At 70.8% G+C, this 16,265-nt stretch carries 14 protein-coding genes; 6 read left to right on the top strand and 8 right to left on the bottom strand.

Annotated features, from left to right (window positions below):
- Positions 1 to 236: 236 nt before the first annotated feature.
- Complete coding sequence (locus tag ABT137_RS40825; protein ID WP_351716987.1) at positions 237 to 386, bottom strand: RICIN domain-containing protein; 150 nt, start codon at positions 384 to 386, stop codon at positions 237 to 239.
- A gap of 339 nt (positions 387 to 725) precedes the next feature.
- Between ABT137_RS40825 and mgrA the strand changes: the two genes are divergently transcribed.
- Complete coding sequence (mgrA, locus tag ABT137_RS40820) at positions 726 to 1,769, top strand: L-glyceraldehyde 3-phosphate reductase (RefSeq protein WP_351716985.1); 1,044 nt, start codon at positions 726 to 728, stop codon at positions 1,767 to 1,769.
- Between the two features lie 449 nt (positions 1,770 to 2,218).
- Here the strand turns inward: mgrA and ABT137_RS40815 are convergent, their stop codons facing one another.
- Together ABT137_RS40815 and ABT137_RS40810 are read right to left on the bottom strand one after the other, a co-directional pair.
- On the bottom strand, positions 2,219 to 2,794 hold the full coding sequence (locus ABT137_RS40815; RefSeq protein WP_351716983.1) for a hypothetical protein: 576 nt from the start codon (positions 2,792 to 2,794) through the stop codon (positions 2,219 to 2,221).
- Positions 2,795 to 3,141: 347 nt separating this feature from the next.
- Positions 3,142 to 4,293, bottom strand: coding sequence for an ROK family protein (locus ABT137_RS40810; RefSeq protein WP_351716981.1), 1,152 nt, complete (start codon positions 4,291 to 4,293; stop codon positions 3,142 to 3,144).
- Positions 4,294 to 4,479: 186 nt separating this feature from the next.
- On the opposite strand from ABT137_RS40810, the gene ABT137_RS40805 reads away from it, so the two are divergent.
- Together ABT137_RS40805 and ABT137_RS40800 are read left to right on the top strand one after the other, a co-directional pair.
- On the top strand, positions 4,480 to 6,930 hold the full coding sequence (locus ABT137_RS40805) for a glycoside hydrolase family 3 C-terminal domain-containing protein (RefSeq protein ID WP_351716979.1): 2,451 nt from the start codon (positions 4,480 to 4,482) through the stop codon (positions 6,928 to 6,930).
- A gap of 77 nt (positions 6,931 to 7,007) precedes the next feature.
- Positions 7,008 to 8,624 (top strand): carboxylesterase/lipase family protein, encoded by a 1,617-nt coding sequence (locus ABT137_RS40800; RefSeq protein WP_351716977.1) that lies wholly within the window; start codon positions 7,008 to 7,010, stop codon positions 8,622 to 8,624.
- A 121-nt stretch (positions 8,625 to 8,745) separates the two neighbouring features.
- On the opposite strand, the gene ABT137_RS40795 is transcribed toward ABT137_RS40800, so the two are convergent.
- The 4 genes from ABT137_RS40795 to ABT137_RS40780 form a co-directional block, all read right to left on the bottom strand.
- Entirely contained in the window at positions 8,746 to 9,903 is a 1,158-nt protein-coding gene (locus tag ABT137_RS40795; RefSeq protein WP_351716975.1) for a DUF3103 family protein, read from the bottom strand.
- Positions 9,904 to 10,134: 231 nt separating this feature from the next.
- Positions 10,135 to 10,863, bottom strand: a complete 729-nt coding sequence (locus tag ABT137_RS40790) for a FadR/GntR family transcriptional regulator (RefSeq protein WP_351716973.1) — start codon at positions 10,861 to 10,863, stop codon at positions 10,135 to 10,137.
- A 271-nt stretch (positions 10,864 to 11,134) separates the two neighbouring features.
- Complete coding sequence (locus tag ABT137_RS40785) at positions 11,135 to 12,253, bottom strand: Gfo/Idh/MocA family protein (protein WP_351716971.1); 1,119 nt, start codon at positions 12,251 to 12,253, stop codon at positions 11,135 to 11,137.
- Positions 12,253 to 13,050, bottom strand: coding sequence for a sugar phosphate isomerase/epimerase family protein (locus tag ABT137_RS40780; protein WP_351716969.1), 798 nt, complete (start codon positions 13,048 to 13,050; stop codon positions 12,253 to 12,255). Before ABT137_RS40780 ends, ABT137_RS40785 begins: the two co-directional genes overlap by 1 nt.
- Positions 13,051 to 13,133: 83 nt before the next feature.
- Between ABT137_RS40780 and ABT137_RS40775 the strand changes: the two genes are divergently transcribed.
- The 3 genes from ABT137_RS40775 to ABT137_RS40765 all read left to right on the top strand — a co-directional run bounded on the left by ABT137_RS40775 (position 13,134) and on the right by ABT137_RS40765 (position 15,071).
- Entirely contained in the window at positions 13,134 to 13,763 is a 630-nt protein-coding gene (locus ABT137_RS40775) for a TetR/AcrR family transcriptional regulator (RefSeq protein WP_351716968.1), read from the top strand.
- A 72-nt stretch (positions 13,764 to 13,835) separates the two neighbouring features.
- Positions 13,836 to 14,501, top strand: coding sequence for a nitroreductase (locus ABT137_RS40770; protein WP_351716966.1), 666 nt, complete (start codon positions 13,836 to 13,838; stop codon positions 14,499 to 14,501).
- Positions 14,502 to 14,546: 45 nt separating this feature from the next.
- Positions 14,547 to 15,071 carry a hypothetical protein gene (locus tag ABT137_RS40765; protein WP_351716964.1) on the top strand — a complete coding sequence of 175 codons (525 nt, stop codon included), beginning with the start codon at positions 14,547 to 14,549 and terminating at the stop codon, positions 15,069 to 15,071.
- A gap of 43 nt (positions 15,072 to 15,114) precedes the next feature.
- Here the strand turns inward: ABT137_RS40765 and ABT137_RS40760 are convergent, their stop codons facing one another.
- A complete protein-coding gene (locus ABT137_RS40760) occupies positions 15,115 to 16,131 on the bottom strand; it encodes an amidohydrolase family protein (protein ID WP_351716963.1) in 1,017 nt (338 codons plus the stop codon).
- Positions 16,132 to 16,265 lie beyond the last annotated feature (134 nt).

Genomic DNA, 16,265 nt, shown 5'->3' with positions numbered 1-16,265 from the left:
CGTGGGTACTTGAGCGCACCGGGCCCGCCCGGGCGTACGACCAGCCAAGATACGCGCGTAGACAACGCGCCCACAGCACTTGGGAGATGAACTCTGGGACACAAACGATGGTCCGGTATTCCGGTTCGGTGACGTGATGCTCCCGTGTGTCCCGGTCACGGGGTCCGGACACACGGGAACGTGCTGTGTCGAGGCAGCCGGCCGGAGTTGTCGGCCCGACTGCCCACGCCGACGGCTCAGTTCGGCAGTCTCCAGTTCTGGGCCGCCGTGCCGTTGCACGTGTACAGCTGGAGCTGGGTGGCGTTGGTGGTGCCGCGGTGGTCGGCGTCCAGGCATGTGCCGAGAACGCGGATCGTTCCGTCGCCGGACGCGTCGTCCCCGGACAACCTCCACGGCCGGCATGACCGCCGCAGCCGCCGCAGAGGTCGGGCCGGCTGTCGGTCTCGTCGCGGCCTGACCGCCAGGACTGACCGACCAAGAGGTACGGCCCGCCGCCGGCCGGCAATCCGGTCATCGAGCAGTGATCACCCTGTCATGCGCTGATCGGCCCATCCCACCGGGTGCACCCGGCAGCGGCCACGGCTTGCTCGGCGAGGCTCTCTTTGAGAAGTGACACCGATGAATGCGATGTGCGTGAGCTGTTGGACTCGGAAATCGAGCCGGGGCACAGTAGGCACGTTCACCCCCGAACGGCACGAAACCCACTGTCACCTGCGGAGACCCCCATGAACCACGTCGCGGACCCCGAGCGGTACAACGGCACGATGCGCTACCGGCGCACCGGGCGATCGGGCCTCGACCTGCCCGTCCTGTCCCTGGGCTACTGGCACAACTTCGGCGACGACCGCTCGTTCGAAAGCCAGCGGGACATCGCCCTGCGCGCCTTCGACCTCGGAATCACCCACCACGACCTGGCGAACAACTACGGCCCGCCCTACGGCTCCGCCGAACTCAACTTCGGGCGACTGCTCAAGCAGGACCTTGCACCCTACCGGGACGAACTGGTCGTCTCCACGAAGGCCGGCTGGGACATGTGGCCCGGCCCCTACGGCCAGGGCGGCGGCTCCCGCAAGTACCTGCTGGCCTCCCTCGACCAGTCCCTGCAGCGCACGGGCCTCGACTACGTCGACATCTTCTACTCCCACCGCCTCGACGCCGGCACGCCCCTGGAGGAGACGATGGGCGCGCTGGACACCGCCGTCCGCCAGGGCAAGGCCCTGTACGTCGGAATTTCCTCCTACGACGCCGAGCGCACCCGGCAGGCCGCCGCGATCCTGCGGGAACTGGGGACGCCTCTCCTCATTCACCAGCCGTCGTACAGCATGGTGAACCGCTGGATCGAGACGGACGGGCTGCTCGACGCGGCGCAGGAAGAGGGCTTCGGCGTCATCGGGTTCACGGCGCTCGCGCAGGGCCTGCTCACCGGGCGCTACCTCGACGGCATCCCGGAGGGCTCGCGGGCCGCGGCCGGCACGTCGTTCGACACGGACTGGCTGTCGGACGACATGATGAACAGGCTCCGCGCGCTCAACAGCATCGCCCAGCGCCGTGGGCAGACCCTCGCGCAGATGGCACTCGCCTGGGCACTGCGTGACAGGCGGGTCACCTCGCTGGTCATCGGCGCGTCGCGTACCGAGCAGCTCACGCAGAACGTCGCCGCGCTGGAGAACCTGGAGTTCACCGCCGAGGAGCTGGCCGAAATCGACACGTACGCTGTCGACGGCGGCGTCGACCTGTGGCATGACGCCCGGACCGGACAGATGAACTGAGGCCATACCCGCGTCGGCCGACGACAGCCTGTGCGACGGCCGACGCGGCCTTGGCTCCGGCGGCCGACAGGAGCCCGCCTTCCAGGTGCGGGGGGTGTACTGCTCCGGCCTCCCGGTGGCGGTGCCGGGCCTCGTATCGCGCGGTCAGGCGAAACGGGCCAAGGTGACAGTAAACATCATGCGGGCGCTGGTGTGGCGCCGTACCCACGCCCCCATTTTGGCGGCCTGACGGTCACCGCCGGCCACTGCAGAAAACTGGGAGTGAGGGGACTGCCCGCACCTCGTGCCATCCGGACAAGATCCATGTGGACGCCGGCACTGGTCAACCCGGTCGGGAAACGTTCACCTCGCAGCGACGCGCAGTCCGGGACAGTGATCCGGTCGCGACGTCGTGCGTCGATCGCTGCGACGTCCGCCACGGCACAACTCCCGGGTCGGGCCCGAGGCCGTCAGGCGTCCTTGGCTTCCTTGAAGTCCACGTGGATGCTGCTTGAGGATGCCAGAGTGACAAACAGCGGCAACTTGTACAGCGGCGGAGGCTCGCCTGCCAGTCCGAGTCGCTGCCAAGCCAGCCGAGCCGAGATCTTGAGCACCCGGCGCGCGCGCATGACGAGCAAGAAAGCGAGCGGCAGCTCTACCAGCACGGCCGAGGCTATGCTCCCCCACACGTCGCCTCGCCCCCAGCTCAGGGAAACGTCGAACCAGGCATCGCAGACCAGGAGCGTGGCCGCCACGAAAGACACCGGAACCAGGACCTGCCGTCTCAGCCAAACCGCCACCCCGGCGCCGACCAGCGACACGAGCAGCATGACGTCGAAGCCCACCCACACCATGGGCCAGTACCGGGCCTCAAAGCGATCGGGCAGCGAGACGGCGAGGTAGACGGTCCAAGGGACGAGCACGAACACGCACAGGGCGAGTTGCCCTACCGCCCGTCGGTGGCGGCGGCGCAGCGTGAGACTGTCCGGTGGGAATGCCTTGACCGTCGTACCTGTCGTGGCGGTGGGGTTGCTCTGCTCGCTCATCCTTGCCTGTCCCTGGTATCAGCTCCCGGTGCCCGGGCCAACTCCGTCGGTGACCGCACGGCTGATCGCGTCACATGGGCAACGCGCGGGCGTGAGACCACGCCGCGAAACCTGTCGACCGACCTTCGATAGTACGGCGAGCTGCCATCCTGTCTGCAGGCAGAGCCACTGACCTTGTCGGCAACGACCATGAGCGCCGATCCGGCGTGCGGAGCTGGTCCTGGACACCGGTGGGTGGGGCGGCGGTCAGGTGGCCGCCCCCGACGACACCGTCGTGGGCCGCTACACGTTCGCCGTCTGCCCGCTGATCGTCCGAGTGTCACGGCCGCCGGCCCCTCCGTCGCCGATCAGCCCTCGGCTTGCCGGATTCCGTCCCGCAGGGCGATGTCCCGGGCAAGCGTGAGGCTCCCGATCAGCTCGGCGCGGGTGCCGAGGGCGGACGCGGCGACCAGGACGCGGCTGTCGAAGCCCGGTTGGGCGAGCCGTTCGATCGAGTCGCGGACGCCGTCGACGAACGCCTCGCCCGCCTGGCTCATCTCGCCGCCGATGATGACGGCCGCGGGGTCGAGCAGTGCGCACAGATTGGCCAGGACGCGGCCGAGGGTACGGCCGGATTCGGCGAAGATCTTCCGGGCCACCGGGTGGTGGGCGATCTCCGGCAGCCGGGACCGCAGGTCGGTGTCGCCCGGGTAGAAGTGGCGGACCTGCTGGAGCACCTGGCGGACCGAGACGATCGTCTCCAGGCAGCCGCGGTTGCCGCACCGGCACCAGTCTCCGTCCGGGATCACCTGGGTGTGCCCGATCTCGCCCGCGGCCCCGAAGCTGCCGCTGACCGGGATCCCGTGGACGATGAGGCCCGCCCCGATGCCGTCGGACGCCTTGACGTAGATGAGATTGCCACGGTTGTCGGTGGCACCGTGCCGGTGTTCGGCGAGGGCGCCGAGATTCGCGTCGTTGTCGAGGGAGACCATCAGTCCCGTCCGGGAGCCCAGTTCGGCCGCCAGATCGAGCCCGGACCAGCTGGACAGGATGGTGGGCGAGGCGATCGCCCGTTTGCTCATGTCCAGCGGCCCCGGTATACCGACGACGCACGCGCTCACGGGCCCGTCGACCGTGACCCGGACCTCCTCGACCGTCTGCCGGATCAGGTCGGCCGTGATGTCCAGGGCCGCGGTCGGCCGGGTGTCCACATCGATCGCCACCCGCCGCTCGGCCCGGACGGTCAGGTCGAGGGTGGCCGCGGCGACGGTGAGATGCCGGTGGCCGACGTCCACTCCGACGACCGCGCCTGCCGGATAGCGCGGCCGAAGGCGTCGGCCGGGGCGCCCACGGCCGCCGGTGTTCTCCCCCCGGTGCTCGGTCAGCAGCTCCTCGGCGAGGAGGTCGCGGACGACGGCCGCGACGACCGGACGGCTCATGCCGAGCGCCGTCTGCAGTTCGGGTCGCGACGCGCTCCCGTGCCGCCGGACATGGGCCAGGACCTCGTCACGTGCCGACACGTGTCACCTCCCTCGTGAGGGCGTCAATTTATGTCCGGCAAGAACGGAATTCCAGAGGGTTGACGCATCGAATGTGCGAATTTAACCTCCTTGAACGTTCGATCTTTTATAGAGCCACCTGCTTTGACTCGAATTCTGTCCAGCGGAGACATAAATCGTCGAGCACTTCAGTGGTGAGGAGTCCGCATGGAGCTCGATCGGAGATCGGTACGACGCCGCGGCAGCCGTTTACGCCGTACGGCGCTGATCGCGGGAGTGAGCGCGGCGCTCCTGGCCGGGAGCGCGGCCGTGGCTCCCGGCGCCTCGGGCGCGGGCAGCGCCGGCGTGACCGTCAAGGTGTCCCCCCGCGTCGCCGCCCTCATCGCCCGGATGACGCTGGACGAGAAGGTGTCCTTCGTCCACGGCGGCACCGATCCGCGGGCGCTCGGGCAGGCCGGATACATCCCGGGAGTGCCCCGCCTCGGCATCCCCGAACTGCGGCTCACCGACGGCCCGGCGGGCGTCCGGGTCAACGAGCACGCCACCGCGATGCCGGCACCGGTCGCCCTGGCCTCGTCCTTCGACGACCAGTTGGCCCGTGAGTTCGGCCGGACCGTCGGACACGACGGCCGTTCGCTCGGCCAGGACGTCCTGCTCGCGCCCATGACGAACATCATCCGAGTGCCGTACGCGGGGCGGAACTTCGAGACCTTCAGCGAGGATCCGCTGCTCAGTTCCCGCATGGTGGCCGGCGAGGTCGAGGGCGTCCAGAGCCAGGGGCTGATCGCCACCGTCAAGCACTACGCGGAGAACAACCAGGAAGACAACCGCATGGGGGTGAATGTCAACGTCGACGAGCAGACCCTGCGTCAGATCGAGCTGCCCGCCTTCGAGGCCGCCGTCAAGGCCGGCGCCGGGGCGGTGATGTGCTCGTACAACTCGGTGAACGGCAGCCACGGCTGCGGCAGCGACGAGCTGCTGGACTCGATCCTCAAGGAGCAGTGGGGCTTCACGGGCTGGGTCATGTCGGACTGGGGCGCGTCCCACGCGACGACCGACATCGTGAACGGCCTCGACCAGGAGATGCCGAGCGGTGTCTACCTGGGCGAGGAACTGAAGACCGCGATAACCAACGGCACCATTCCGGTCTCGGAACTGAATGATTCGGTCGCGCGCATTCTGCAGCAGATGTCGAAATTCGGTCTCCTCGACGGTGCGGCGGCCCGGCGACCCGCACGCGATCCGAAAGGCGGCGCGGTAGTCGCGCAGAAGGTGGCCGAATCCGGCGCGGTCCTGCTGAAGAACACCGGCGCAGCGCTTCCACTGACCGGCAAGGACACCAGCATCGGACTCATCGGCCCGACCGCGAGGACACCGAAGGTCACCGGCGGCGGCAGCTCCAACGTCGTACCGGACTCCGCGGCCTCGCCGCTGGACACCATCACCGAGCGAGCCGGCCCGCACACCACGGTGCGCTACGCGGCCGGCGGCGACAACACCGGCGTCCCCATCCCCGCCTCCGCCCTCAGCCCCGCCCTGCCGGTCGACGCGGACGGCACGATCCCCGTCACACCGGACGCCTCCTTCGACTACAGCGGCACCCTCACCGTGCCCACCGACGGCGACTACTCCTTCGTCTTCGACCTCCCCGCCGCCTACGGCCTGCTGAAGATCGACGGGAACAGCGTCATCACCGGCTTCCTGGGCTCCAGCAGTGCCACGGTGCACCTCACGGCGGGCACGCACAGTCTCGCGGCCGGCGCCCTCGCGATCCAGGGCGGACCGACGAAGGTCCGGCTGAACTGGGTCACCCCGCAGGCCGCGCAGGCCGCGCGCGAGCAGGCGGTGGCTCTGGCCCGCCAGGTGACGACCCCCGTGGTCTTCGCCTACGACGACGGCACCGAGGGCTTCGACCGGAAGAACCTCTCCCTGCCGGCCGACCAGGACGGGCTCATCTCCACCGTCGCCGATGCCAACCCGAACACGATCGTCGTCCTCAACACCGGATCGTCGATCACCATGCCGTGGCTGTCCAAGGTCAAGGCGGTGCTCGACATGTACTACCCCGGGGAGAACGGGGCCGAGGCCACCGCCGGACTGCTCTACGGCGACGTGAACCCCTCGGGCAAGCTCACCCAGACGTTCCCCGCGAGCGAGTCCGCCACACCGGTGGCCGGCGACCCGCTCAGGTACCCGGGAGTGGGCAACCAGGAGAACTACTCCGAGGGCGTCTACGTGGGCTACCGCTGGTACGACGAGGAGCGGGCCGCCCCGCTCTTCCCCTTCGGCTACGGACTGTCGTACACCTCCTTCGCCTACCGCGACCTCGCGGTACGGCAGAGTCACGGCGCGTTGACCGTCTCGTTCACCCTGAAGAACACCGGCACCCGCGCCGGTGCCGAGGTCGCCCAGGTCTACGTCGGCGCGAGCCCGGGGACCACCGCGCCGCAGGCGGTGCGCTCGCTCGGCGGCTACCAGAAGGTGCGTCTGCGCGCGGGTCAGTCGAAGACCGTACGCATCCGGGTCGACGCCCAGCAGCTGACGTACTGGAACACGTCCTCCCACGCCTGGGTGCTCGGCACCGGGAAGCGGGACGTGTGGGTCGGCTCCTCGTCGCGGACGCTCCCCCTCCACGGCAGCGTCGGCGTCACCCGCTGACCACCCGGTTCCTCCCCCGCACCACCACGCGTGCCGGCCGCTCCGCCGCGGCCGGCATCCCGCCAGAGAGGCCCCCCATGACTGCCAGCAGAATCCGTACTGCCCTGGGCGGCGCGCTGATCCTGTCCATGACCGCCGTCGGGCTGCTGCCCGCGACGGCGTACGCGGCAGCGTCCGCGAGTGCGCGGACCGTGGTATCCACCGACAAGGGCGCCGTGCGCGGCGCCGTCTCCCAAGGCGTCGAGCGGTTCGTCGGCATTCCCTACGCGGCGGCCCCCACCGGTTCCCTGCGCTGGAAGCCGCCGCGGCCCGCGGCGCGCTGGACCGGCGTTCGGGAGGCCACCGCCTTCGGCAACCCCTGCCCGGTACTGCCCAGCGGCAACGGCCCGCGCAGCGAGACCGAGGACTGTCTCGACGTCAACGTGTGGCGGCCGGCGGGAGTGCGGGCCGGCGCCCGTCTTCCGGTGCACGTGTTCATCCACGGCGGTGGGCTGACCAACGGCAGCGGCGCACAGAACGACGAGTCGAAGCTCGTACGGGAGACGGGTGTCATCGGCGTCTCGCTCAACTACCGGCTCGGCGTCTTCGGCTTCCTCGGGCTGCCCGCCCTCACCAAGGAGGGCGGCGAGTCCGGCAACTACGGCTTCATGGACCAGCAGGCCGCGCTGCGCTGGGTGCAGCGCAATATCGCGGCCTTCGGCGGGAATCCCGCCGCGGTCACCATCGACGGCGAGTCCGCGGGCGGCTGGTCCGTCTGCGGGCATCTGGTGTCGCCCGGCTCGCGCGGTCTGTTCGCCCGCGCCATGATCCAGAGCGGTTCCTGCCCCAGCGAGCCGCGGGCTCAGGCCGAGACCGCCGGTACGGCGTTCGCCCGGCAGGCGGGCTGCGACGGCTCCGACCACGCGGCCGTCCTCGGCTGTCTGCGGTCGGCCTCGGTGGGTTCGCTCCTCGACGCGAGCCGGACCTTCTCGGCCGCCTTCGTGGACGGGACGCCGACGTTTCCGGTCAACGTACGCGAGGCCGTGGACAGGGGGCGGTTCGCCCGCGTGCCGGTGGTCGTCGGCGCCAACCGTGACGAGGGCCGCACCTTCGCCCAGGGCTACCTAGGGGCGGGCAAGGAGGCCTACCTCGCCTTCGTCCAGGGCCTCGCCGGGGACCGCGCCGACGAGGTCCTCGCCCACTACCCCTGGCCCGGGACGTCCGACGCGTACAGCGCGGCGTACCTCGTCGGCGCGATCATGACCGACTCGGGGATGATCGGCGGGATCGGCGGGTGCGGGCAACGCTCACTCGTGCGGGCCTTCGAGCGCTACACCCCCACCTACTCCTACGAGTTCGACCACCGGACCGGGCCCGGCCTGACGCAGATACCCGGTTACGTCTGGGGAGCCGGGCACGCCGCGGAACTCGCCTACGTCTGGCCCAGCTTCGACAACGGCACGCCGATCGCCCCGCTGTTCAACGCCGACGAGCGCCGGCTGGCCCGGGAGATGACGCAGTACTGGGGCGCCTTCGCGAAGACCGGCCGGCCGCACGTCGCCGGGCAGTCCGCCTGGCCCGCCTACCACGGCGGCAAGGGGTTGACGCTGTCGCTGCGGGCGGGAGGCCGGAGTGTCCTGATCGACGACGACCAGGTCTCCGCCGAACACCGGTGCTCGTTCTGGGACACCATGACGGTCGCACGGAGCTCCTGAGGACGCGCCGCGTGCGACGCGACCAACGACCGCCCGTCAACAGGCGGGCGGTCGTCATCGGAGGGGCCGGGCCGGTGCGTTCGTCGACGTGCGGTGGCCGGTCCGCGCCTGGGTGCGAGGTCTAGAACTCCTCGACGAAGTAGGGCTCGACGGTCATCCAGCCGTTGCCCGAGGCGCCGTTCAGCCGGCCCGAGGAGTTCTGGGCGAGGGTGTACCAGGACTCCACGTAGTCGGGGTCGTCGGTGAACCAGCTGTCGGGGATCGCGCTCAGGACCGCGTTCACCAACGGGATGTAGGTGCCCTGGTCGGTCACGGTGAGCAGCGCCGTGGTGATCGCCTCCGCCAGCGCACGGTAGTTGGTGCCGTCGTCGTCCTCCATCATGACGACGTCGGCCAGGTTGTACTTGTAGTTGGACCAGTTGACCAGGATCTGGTTCGGGTAGTAGACGGTGCCGTCGTAGTCCAGGTAGGGCATGTCCACCGAGTCGACGCGCGCCGTGCCGTCCTGGCCGAAGCCGGTCACCAGCGAGAACATCTCGGCGGCGCCCTTGAACCAGGGCTCCTGGTCGTCGTTCACCTCGACGGCCGTGACCTTGGTCGCCCACCAGCCCGCCGCGCTCGCGGCGTCGGCGCTGTTCGCCGCCTTCGACGGGAGGGAGGTCAGGCCCTTGTCGGCGAAGGCCTTCTGCAGCACCTGCAGGCCGGCCCGGTGGGCCTTGGTGACGTCGATGTCCAGGATGTACAGCGGGCGGTCGGGGACGCGCGCGGTGTCGACGGCGTGGGCGTGGCCCCGGCTGTCGTACGCCGTGATGGTCCTGGCGTCGTCGTCGGCCGCGGCGACGGCGATCCAGGGAGTGGCTTCGGCGTTCAGGTGCGACCGCATGGACGGCGCGCCCAGCCGGACGCGCAGCAGCGACCCGGTCGACGCGGGCAGGCCCTTCAGACCCGCGATGCGACGGTCCGCGGCCGAGACGGAGGCGAACAGGTTCCTGCCCTCCGGAGTGGCGGTCCTGCCGGTCAGCGCCTGAAGGTCCACGTCCTCGGTGCCGAGGGCGGCCGCACGGACCTGTTCGCGCCACTGCGGGTCGCGCAGCGAGGCGGACAGCGCCCGCGCGATCTCCTGCTCGGTCGACCGTACCGGAGACTTCCGGAACGGGGTGGCCTGGTCCCCCGCGTCCCGCACCGGCGCTGCGATCGCCGGCTGGACGGCGCCGCCGATGACCGCGGTCAGCATCACGCCGATGAGGACGCCGCGTCTCTTGCTTGATCTGCTCACCATGCTCCTTGTGTTGTCGGTCGCCGCCGCGCCCACAGTGAACGGGCGGCCGTCATGGGGGTGATGGCCCCGGACCGGCTCGCACTTGTCCGGGACATGACATAAAGAGGTGCGTGGGATGAACGGGCATCCGCGCATGAAGGATCGGGGCCACGCCGAGGCCGGCCCGGTTCGTCGCACACGCCTCGCCGCGACGGGAGCCGGTGTGCCCGCACTCGCGGCCGGGAAGCGCGGCTACCGGGGGCCGTCGGCGGGCGGCCGTCCGCGAGGACTGCTCAGCGAACCGAGCATGATCTTCTCGGTGCCGGCCAGATACGCCTCCGCCGCGCGCCGCGCCTCCTCGGCATCCCGGCCGACCACGGCCCGCACCACCGGCGCGAGGCGGTCCGCCGCCCGCGCCGCGTCCTCGAACGGCGCCCGCAGCGCGGCCCGTACCGGGAGATAGGCGTTGAACAGCGTGTTCGTGAGAAGCAGATAGACCCGGTTGCCCGTGGCCCGCGCCAGTTCGCGATGCACTTCCACGTCGGCGAGCTGGACGGCGTCGGCGTCCGGGGCGTCCGCGACCTGACGCAGCAGGTGCTCCAGCCGCCGGGCCTGCCGTTCCGTGCGCCGGTCGGCCGCGCGGCCGACGATCAGGGTGCCGATGTGCCGCCGCACCTCGAAGACCTCTCGCAGCCACGTGGGGTCCTGTGCGGCCAGCATCGGAAGCAGGTCGGCGCCACCGACCCGCAGATAGTCCAGGATGCGCGTGCCGATGCCGTGCCGGGTGCTCAGCAGTCCCGCCTGCTCCAACCGCATCAGCGCGTGCTTCAACGTCGTACGCGTGACCCCGTACCCGGCGGCCAGCTCCCGCTCGGGGGGCAGCAGGGACCCGGGGCCGTGCGTGCCGCTCAGGATGTCCGCACGCAGCCGTGCTTCCAGCAGGTCGACCACGGTTCGGCGCGGAATGCTCTCGACGGCCACGGAGGATCTCCCAGGCTTCGGTCAGTGGTTCAGCGGCTCGCTGGTCTAGCGGTCCACTGGTTCAGCGACTTATTGGTCTAGTGGCTCAGCCACCGCCTCAGTGAAGCAGCCGCTCGACCACCCGTCAATTACCTGTGAAGAACGAGCAGTTGAGCACCGACAGCGAGCGCCCCAGCGCGCCGGATCCGGCCGGCACCCCGCACGCCCCGCCGCAGACGCGGACCGGTCCGCGCGGGAGGGGCGCCCGGGGATCCGGCGCACCGGGGCCCGGTCACAGGGAGGCTCTGTAGGGGTCGCGGTCCTCGGGGACGAGCGGTATCGCGGGCGCAGTGCTGCCGACGCGGACGGTCTCGCCGGAGGTGACGGCCTCGTCGATGCACATCATGGTGTCCAGGACGTGGTAGCCGAGGTCTCCACTGGCGATGTGCGGTCCCCCGCCGCGGACGGCCCGGGCCATGTCCAGGACTCCCAGGCCGCGGCCGCCCTCGACGCCGACGGGCGGGACGGTCTCCCACTCCGCCTCCCGGCCCCGTTGCGGCACCCGCGTGATCCTGACCTCGCCGGCGAAGGTGTTGGGGTCGGGCAGGACCAGGGTGCCCTCGGTGCCGGTGATCTCGACGAACCCGGTGCGGGTGAGCGGGGAGTCGAAGCTGAAGACGCTCTGGCCGACGCCGCCGCTCTCGAACTGCGTGAGCGCGGAGACATGGGTGGGTACGGCGACGGTGAACTCGGTGCCCGCACGTTCCCCGCTGCGTACCGTACGGACCGTGCGGGCGGTCGAACCGAGCGCGGCGACCCGGGAGACCGATCCGAACAGGCAGACCAGGGCCGTGAGGTAGTAGGGGCCCATGTCGAAGAGCGGGCCGGCGCCCCTGGCGAACAGGAACTCCGGGTTCGGGTGCCACAGGTCGGGTCCCGCGTACTGCATGACGGTCTGCGCGGACAGCGGGGTGCCGATGTCGCCGTGGGCGATCGCGCGCAGGGCGGTCTGGAGGCCGGGGCCGAGGATCGTGTCGGGGGCGACTCCGACCCGCAGGCCGGCCGCGGCGGCCTGGTCGAGCAGGGCTCGTGCGTCGGCGCGGTCCAGGGCGACGGGCTTCTCGGACCAGACGTGCCTGCCCGCCGCGAGGACCGCCGAACTGACCTCGGCGTGCACGGCGGGAACGGTCAGGTTGACGATGATCTCGGTGTCCGGGTGGGCGAGGACGTCCGCGGCCGTTCCCCACTCCTGGATGCCGTATTTACGGGCCTGGGCCTCGGCGCGCGCGGTGTCGAGGTCGCCCACGACGGCCACGTGCAGGTCGGGGAAGCCGGTGAGGCTGGTCAGGTACTGGTCGCTGATGTTGCCGGCGCCGATGATGCCGACGCCGACCGGGTGGTGTGCCGTCATCAGGCGATGCCCTTCCCCTTCAGGTAGGAGATGCCTGTCGCGATGCCCTCGAAGACGTCGCCGTCGTAGTGGTCGAACTCGATGACGGCGTACTCGGCGTGCGCGGCCGCGGCCAGCGAGGCGGCCAGCGGGATCTGCCCGCGGCCCGCAGCGACCTGGCCGGTGCCGGCGGGGTCGAAGGGGGCGCCCGAGGTGAACGGGTCGTCGATGACGGGTCCGTCCTTCACATGCAGGGCGCGCACCCGGGAGCCCAGCCGGTCGAGGAGGGCGACGACGTCGTTGCCGCCGGCCGCGGCCCAGAACAGGTCGATCTCCAGGGCGACTTCCGGGTTCAGCAGGTCTGCGAAGTGCTCGAAGGCGCTGACGCCGGCGACGGTGTGCACGAACTCCTGGGAGTGGTTGTGGTAACCGACCCTGAGTCCGTGCCCGGCGGCACGCTCGGCGGCCTCGTTCAGGAGGCCGGCGGTACGGGCGATCTCCTTCTCGTCGGCCCACCGGGAGGCGGGCACGAACGGGTCGAAGAGGATGTCCACGCCCAGTCGCCGGGCGGCCCGGAACGTGTCGTCGAGGTCGGTCCCCGACGCGCCGTCGGGCGACAGGAAGCCGGCGTGTCCGGTCCGTGCGGACAGGCCGTGCCGGGCGAGCGCGTCGGCGAGTTCGTCCGCGCGGTGCACGAAGCCGAAGGCCTCGACGTTGGTCAGGCCCAGGGCGGCCAGACGGCCCAGGGCGGCGTCTTCGTCGGCCTCCAGAGCCTGGCGTACGGAGTAGAGCTGAACCGACAACTGTGGTGTCGACAAGGGGAACTCCTCTCGTGGCGGACGGCCGGGAAACAGAATACCGACAGGGGTGATGGTTTCTAGGGGTCGTTAGCATCTCGTTCATGGCAAGGGAAACGGCACGGCCGGGGACGGCCCCGCGGAACTACCCCAAGGGGGAACGCCGGCGCGCCCAGATCATCGAGGCCGCGTTCACCGCGTTCGGGCAGGTCGGCTACCGCAACGCGAGCATGGTGCAGCTCGCCGCCGCCTGCGGTGTCTCACGCGCGGGCCTGCTGCACCACTTCCCGACCAAGGAGTCGCTCCTGGAGGCGGTCCTGGAGACACGCGACCGTCAGGACGGCGAGCACTTCCTCGAATCGGGTGCGCTCAGCCAGGACGGCCTCGCCTACTTCGCCGCGATGATCAGACTCGTCGCACACAACCAGGCCAACCCCCTCATCGTGAGCCTGTTCGCGGTGCTGTCCAGCGAGGCCACCGCTGCGGACCACCCGGCGCGCCCGTACTTCACCGCACGCTACGAACGCACCCGGCGCGAGATGCAGTCGGCCGTCGACGACCTGGCACGGCGCGGGCTGCTGCGCCCCCATGTGGACGCCTCGCACCTGGCGGCGGATCTGGTCGCATACCTCGACGGCCTGCAGGTCCAATGGCTGCTCAGCCCGGACACCATCGACATGCCGGACCACCTGCGCGGGATGCTGCGCAACGTCATCGGCGTCGAACTCCCCTAGTTTCCAGCCCGTTGCGACGTCAGCCCGTTGCGACGTCAGCCCGTTGCGACGTTCCCGAAAGGCAGAGTCGACGTGGATGTGTACGAGGCAGTGGACAGCCGCCGGGCCGTACGGGCGTTCAGCGAGCGGCCGGTGCCCCGGGAAGTGCTGACGCGGGTGCTGGCCGCGGCCTCGCGGGCGCCGTCGAGTGGAAACCTCCAGCCCTGGCACGCGTACGTGGTGTCCGGTGAGCCGCTGGCCGAGCTGAAGCGGCAGGCCACCGCCAGGGCCCTGGCGGGCGACCCGGGCGACGAGCGCGAGTACCCGATGTACCCGGCTGAGCTGACCGCGCCGTATCCGGAGCGTTTCGCCGAGGCGGCCGCCCAGCGGTACGCGGCGCTGGGCATCGAGCGCGAGGACCCGCAACGGCCCGTGAAGATCGCCGCGTTGAACACGCAGGCGTTCGGGGCGCCCCTCGTGCTGTTCTGCTACCTCGACCGGACGATGGGCCCCGGACAGTGGGCGGACGCCGGGATGTATCTCCAGACGGTCATGCTGCTGCTGAGGGCCGAAGGCCTGCACAGCTGCCCCCAGGTGATGTGGACGATGTACCGCCGGACCGTCAGCCGGCTGGTCGGCGCCGGTGACCAGCTCGTGCTGCTGTGCGGTCTCGCAGTGGGCTTCGAGGAGGACGGCGCGCCACGGGTCCGCACCGGCCGGGCCGAAGTGACCGAGACGGTGCGGTTCGTCGGGGCGTGAGCGGGCCTGCGAGCCCGGGTGCGGCGGTGTGCTTGAATGCCGGGCATGGACGGCTCCGCCCGCATGTGGATCAGCGAGATCCCCTCCCTCGACCCGGACACCCGGGAAGTGATCCTCGATCTCGACCAGAGATCCGCCGATCCGGCCGAGCGGATGGCCTGCATGCTGCTGAACCGGGGGCACGAGGGCGAGGCCGGAGTGTTCTACCTGCTGCCGGAGGATCTTTCGGCCCGGTACGAGCGGACCGGGAACCGGCTCTCCGTGTCCCTGCTGGCCCGCCGGGACGTGCTCGCCCAGGACCTGACCTCGCGTCCGGCCGCGCTGCGCGCGCACCTCGACCGGCTCCCCCGCGATCCCATTCACGACGAACGGGTCGTCCTCGTGCGCCGGGAGACCGTCACCGACTTCGTGCCCGCCGAGCGGGACGGTTTCCAGCAGCCCGTGGTGCTGATCGACCACAACGTCGAGCGCGGCGACGGGCCGGTCGCCCTGACCGAGCTGGTGAGCCTGTTCGAGCGGCAGGAGGCGGGCATCGTGGTCGTCGCCGCGCCCAAGGCGCCGTCGGCCTGACCGGGCCGGGCCGTCGCTCCGCCACGCGGTGGACGGGTGCCGGTCACAGTCCGAACAGGCGTGCCGCATTGTCGTGGCACACCGCCCGCAGCCACTCCTCGCCGAGCTCCAGCCGCTCCAGGGCGTGGAGCTGGTGCACGTAGGGGTACGGGATGTTGGGGAAGTCGGAGCCGAGCAGGACCCGGTCGCCCAGCGCGGCGATCCGGGGCAGGGCCCGGGGCGGGAACGGCATGAACCGCTCGGTGAAGTCCGTGAACGCCATCGTGGTGTCCAGCCGCACCTCCCCGTACCGCTCGGCGAGGCCGACGAACTCCTCGTACTCCGGCATCCCCATGTGCGCGACGATCAGCCGCAGCCTCGGGTGCCGGGCCAGTACCCGCGCGACCGGACCGGGGCCGGTGTGCTTGCCGGGGGCGGGACCGGAGCCGCAGTGGATCACGACGGGGATGCCGGCGTCGGCCAGCAATCCCCAGGCACCGTCGAGGAGTTCGTCGGCAGGGTCGTACGCGCCCACCTGCACGTGGGCCTTGAACACCCGGGCGCCCGCCTCGACGGCCGCCCGGACGTACGCCTCGACGCCGGGCTCGGGAAAGAGGGTCGCCGTGTGCAGGCAGTCGGGGGTACGGCCGACGAAGTCGGCGGCCCACGCGTTCAGCCAGATCGCCATGCCGGGCTTGTGCGGGTAGAGCATCGAGGTGAAGGAGCGGACACCGAACGACCTGAGGAGAGCGGTGCGTTCCGCCTCCTCCTTCCGGTAGGTGATGGGCCAATCCAGGTCGCCGATCAGCGGGCCGTTCGTGTCGAAGTAGTTCCAGACCTTGTGCAGGACCCGCTCGGGCATGAAGTGGGTGTGGACGTCGATCAGTCCGGCCAGGCCGAGCCGTTCCCGGAAGAGGCGGATCTCCTCGGCCTCCTCGTGCGCGACCACCCCGGTCGCGGCCTCCGCCTCGCCGGTGACATCGCCCGGCGCCGGTGACCCGGCACCGCGAGCGGGGCCGTGGGCGGGAGCGGGTTCGGCGGGGATGGCGGAGGTGGCGGGGGCCGTGCAGTGATCGTTCATACCGCCAACGATCGGTGCCGGGGAGCGACGCGTCCAGTCCCCGCCGGTCGGCGGTACGCGCAGACTTCGTACCGCCGGGCGGCGGGCGAACGTTCGCCTCGCCCGGCCCCCAGCCGCACCGGCGGGGCGCGGGC

Origin of the sequence: Streptomyces sp. NPDC001980 (assembly GCF_040296885.1) — a bacterium.
Lineage (GTDB): Bacteria > Actinomycetota > Actinomycetes > Streptomycetales > Streptomycetaceae > Streptomyces.
This window is presented reverse-complemented; position numbering and strand designations above follow the sequence as displayed.

Bases quoted from the DNA above. Each gene is read 5' to 3' on its own strand.
- mgrA (WP_351716985.1), top strand. From the start codon at position 726: ATGAACCACGTCGCGGACCCCGAGCGGTACAACGGCACGATGCGCTAC.
- ABT137_RS40815 (WP_351716983.1), bottom strand. From the start codon at position 2,794: ATGAGCGAGCAGAGCAACCCCACCGCCACGACAGGTACGACGGTCAAG.
- ABT137_RS40805 (WP_351716979.1), top strand. From the start codon at position 4,480: ATGGAGCTCGATCGGAGATCGGTACGACGCCGCGGCAGCCGTTTACGC.
- ABT137_RS40800 (WP_351716977.1), top strand. From the start codon at position 7,008: ATGACTGCCAGCAGAATCCGTACTGCCCTGGGCGGCGCGCTGATCCTG.
- ABT137_RS40795 (WP_351716975.1), bottom strand. From the start codon at position 9,903: ATGGTGAGCAGATCAAGCAAGAGACGCGGCGTCCTCATCGGCGTGATG.
- ABT137_RS40785 (WP_351716971.1), bottom strand. From the start codon at position 12,253: ATGACGGCACACCACCCGGTCGGCGTCGGCATCATCGGCGCCGGCAAC.
- ABT137_RS40775 (WP_351716968.1), top strand. From the start codon at position 13,134: ATGGCAAGGGAAACGGCACGGCCGGGGACGGCCCCGCGGAACTACCCC.
- ABT137_RS40765 (WP_351716964.1), top strand. From the start codon at position 14,547: ATGGACGGCTCCGCCCGCATGTGGATCAGCGAGATCCCCTCCCTCGAC.
- ABT137_RS40760 (WP_351716963.1), bottom strand. From the start codon at position 16,131: ATGAACGATCACTGCACGGCCCCCGCCACCTCCGCCATCCCCGCCGAA.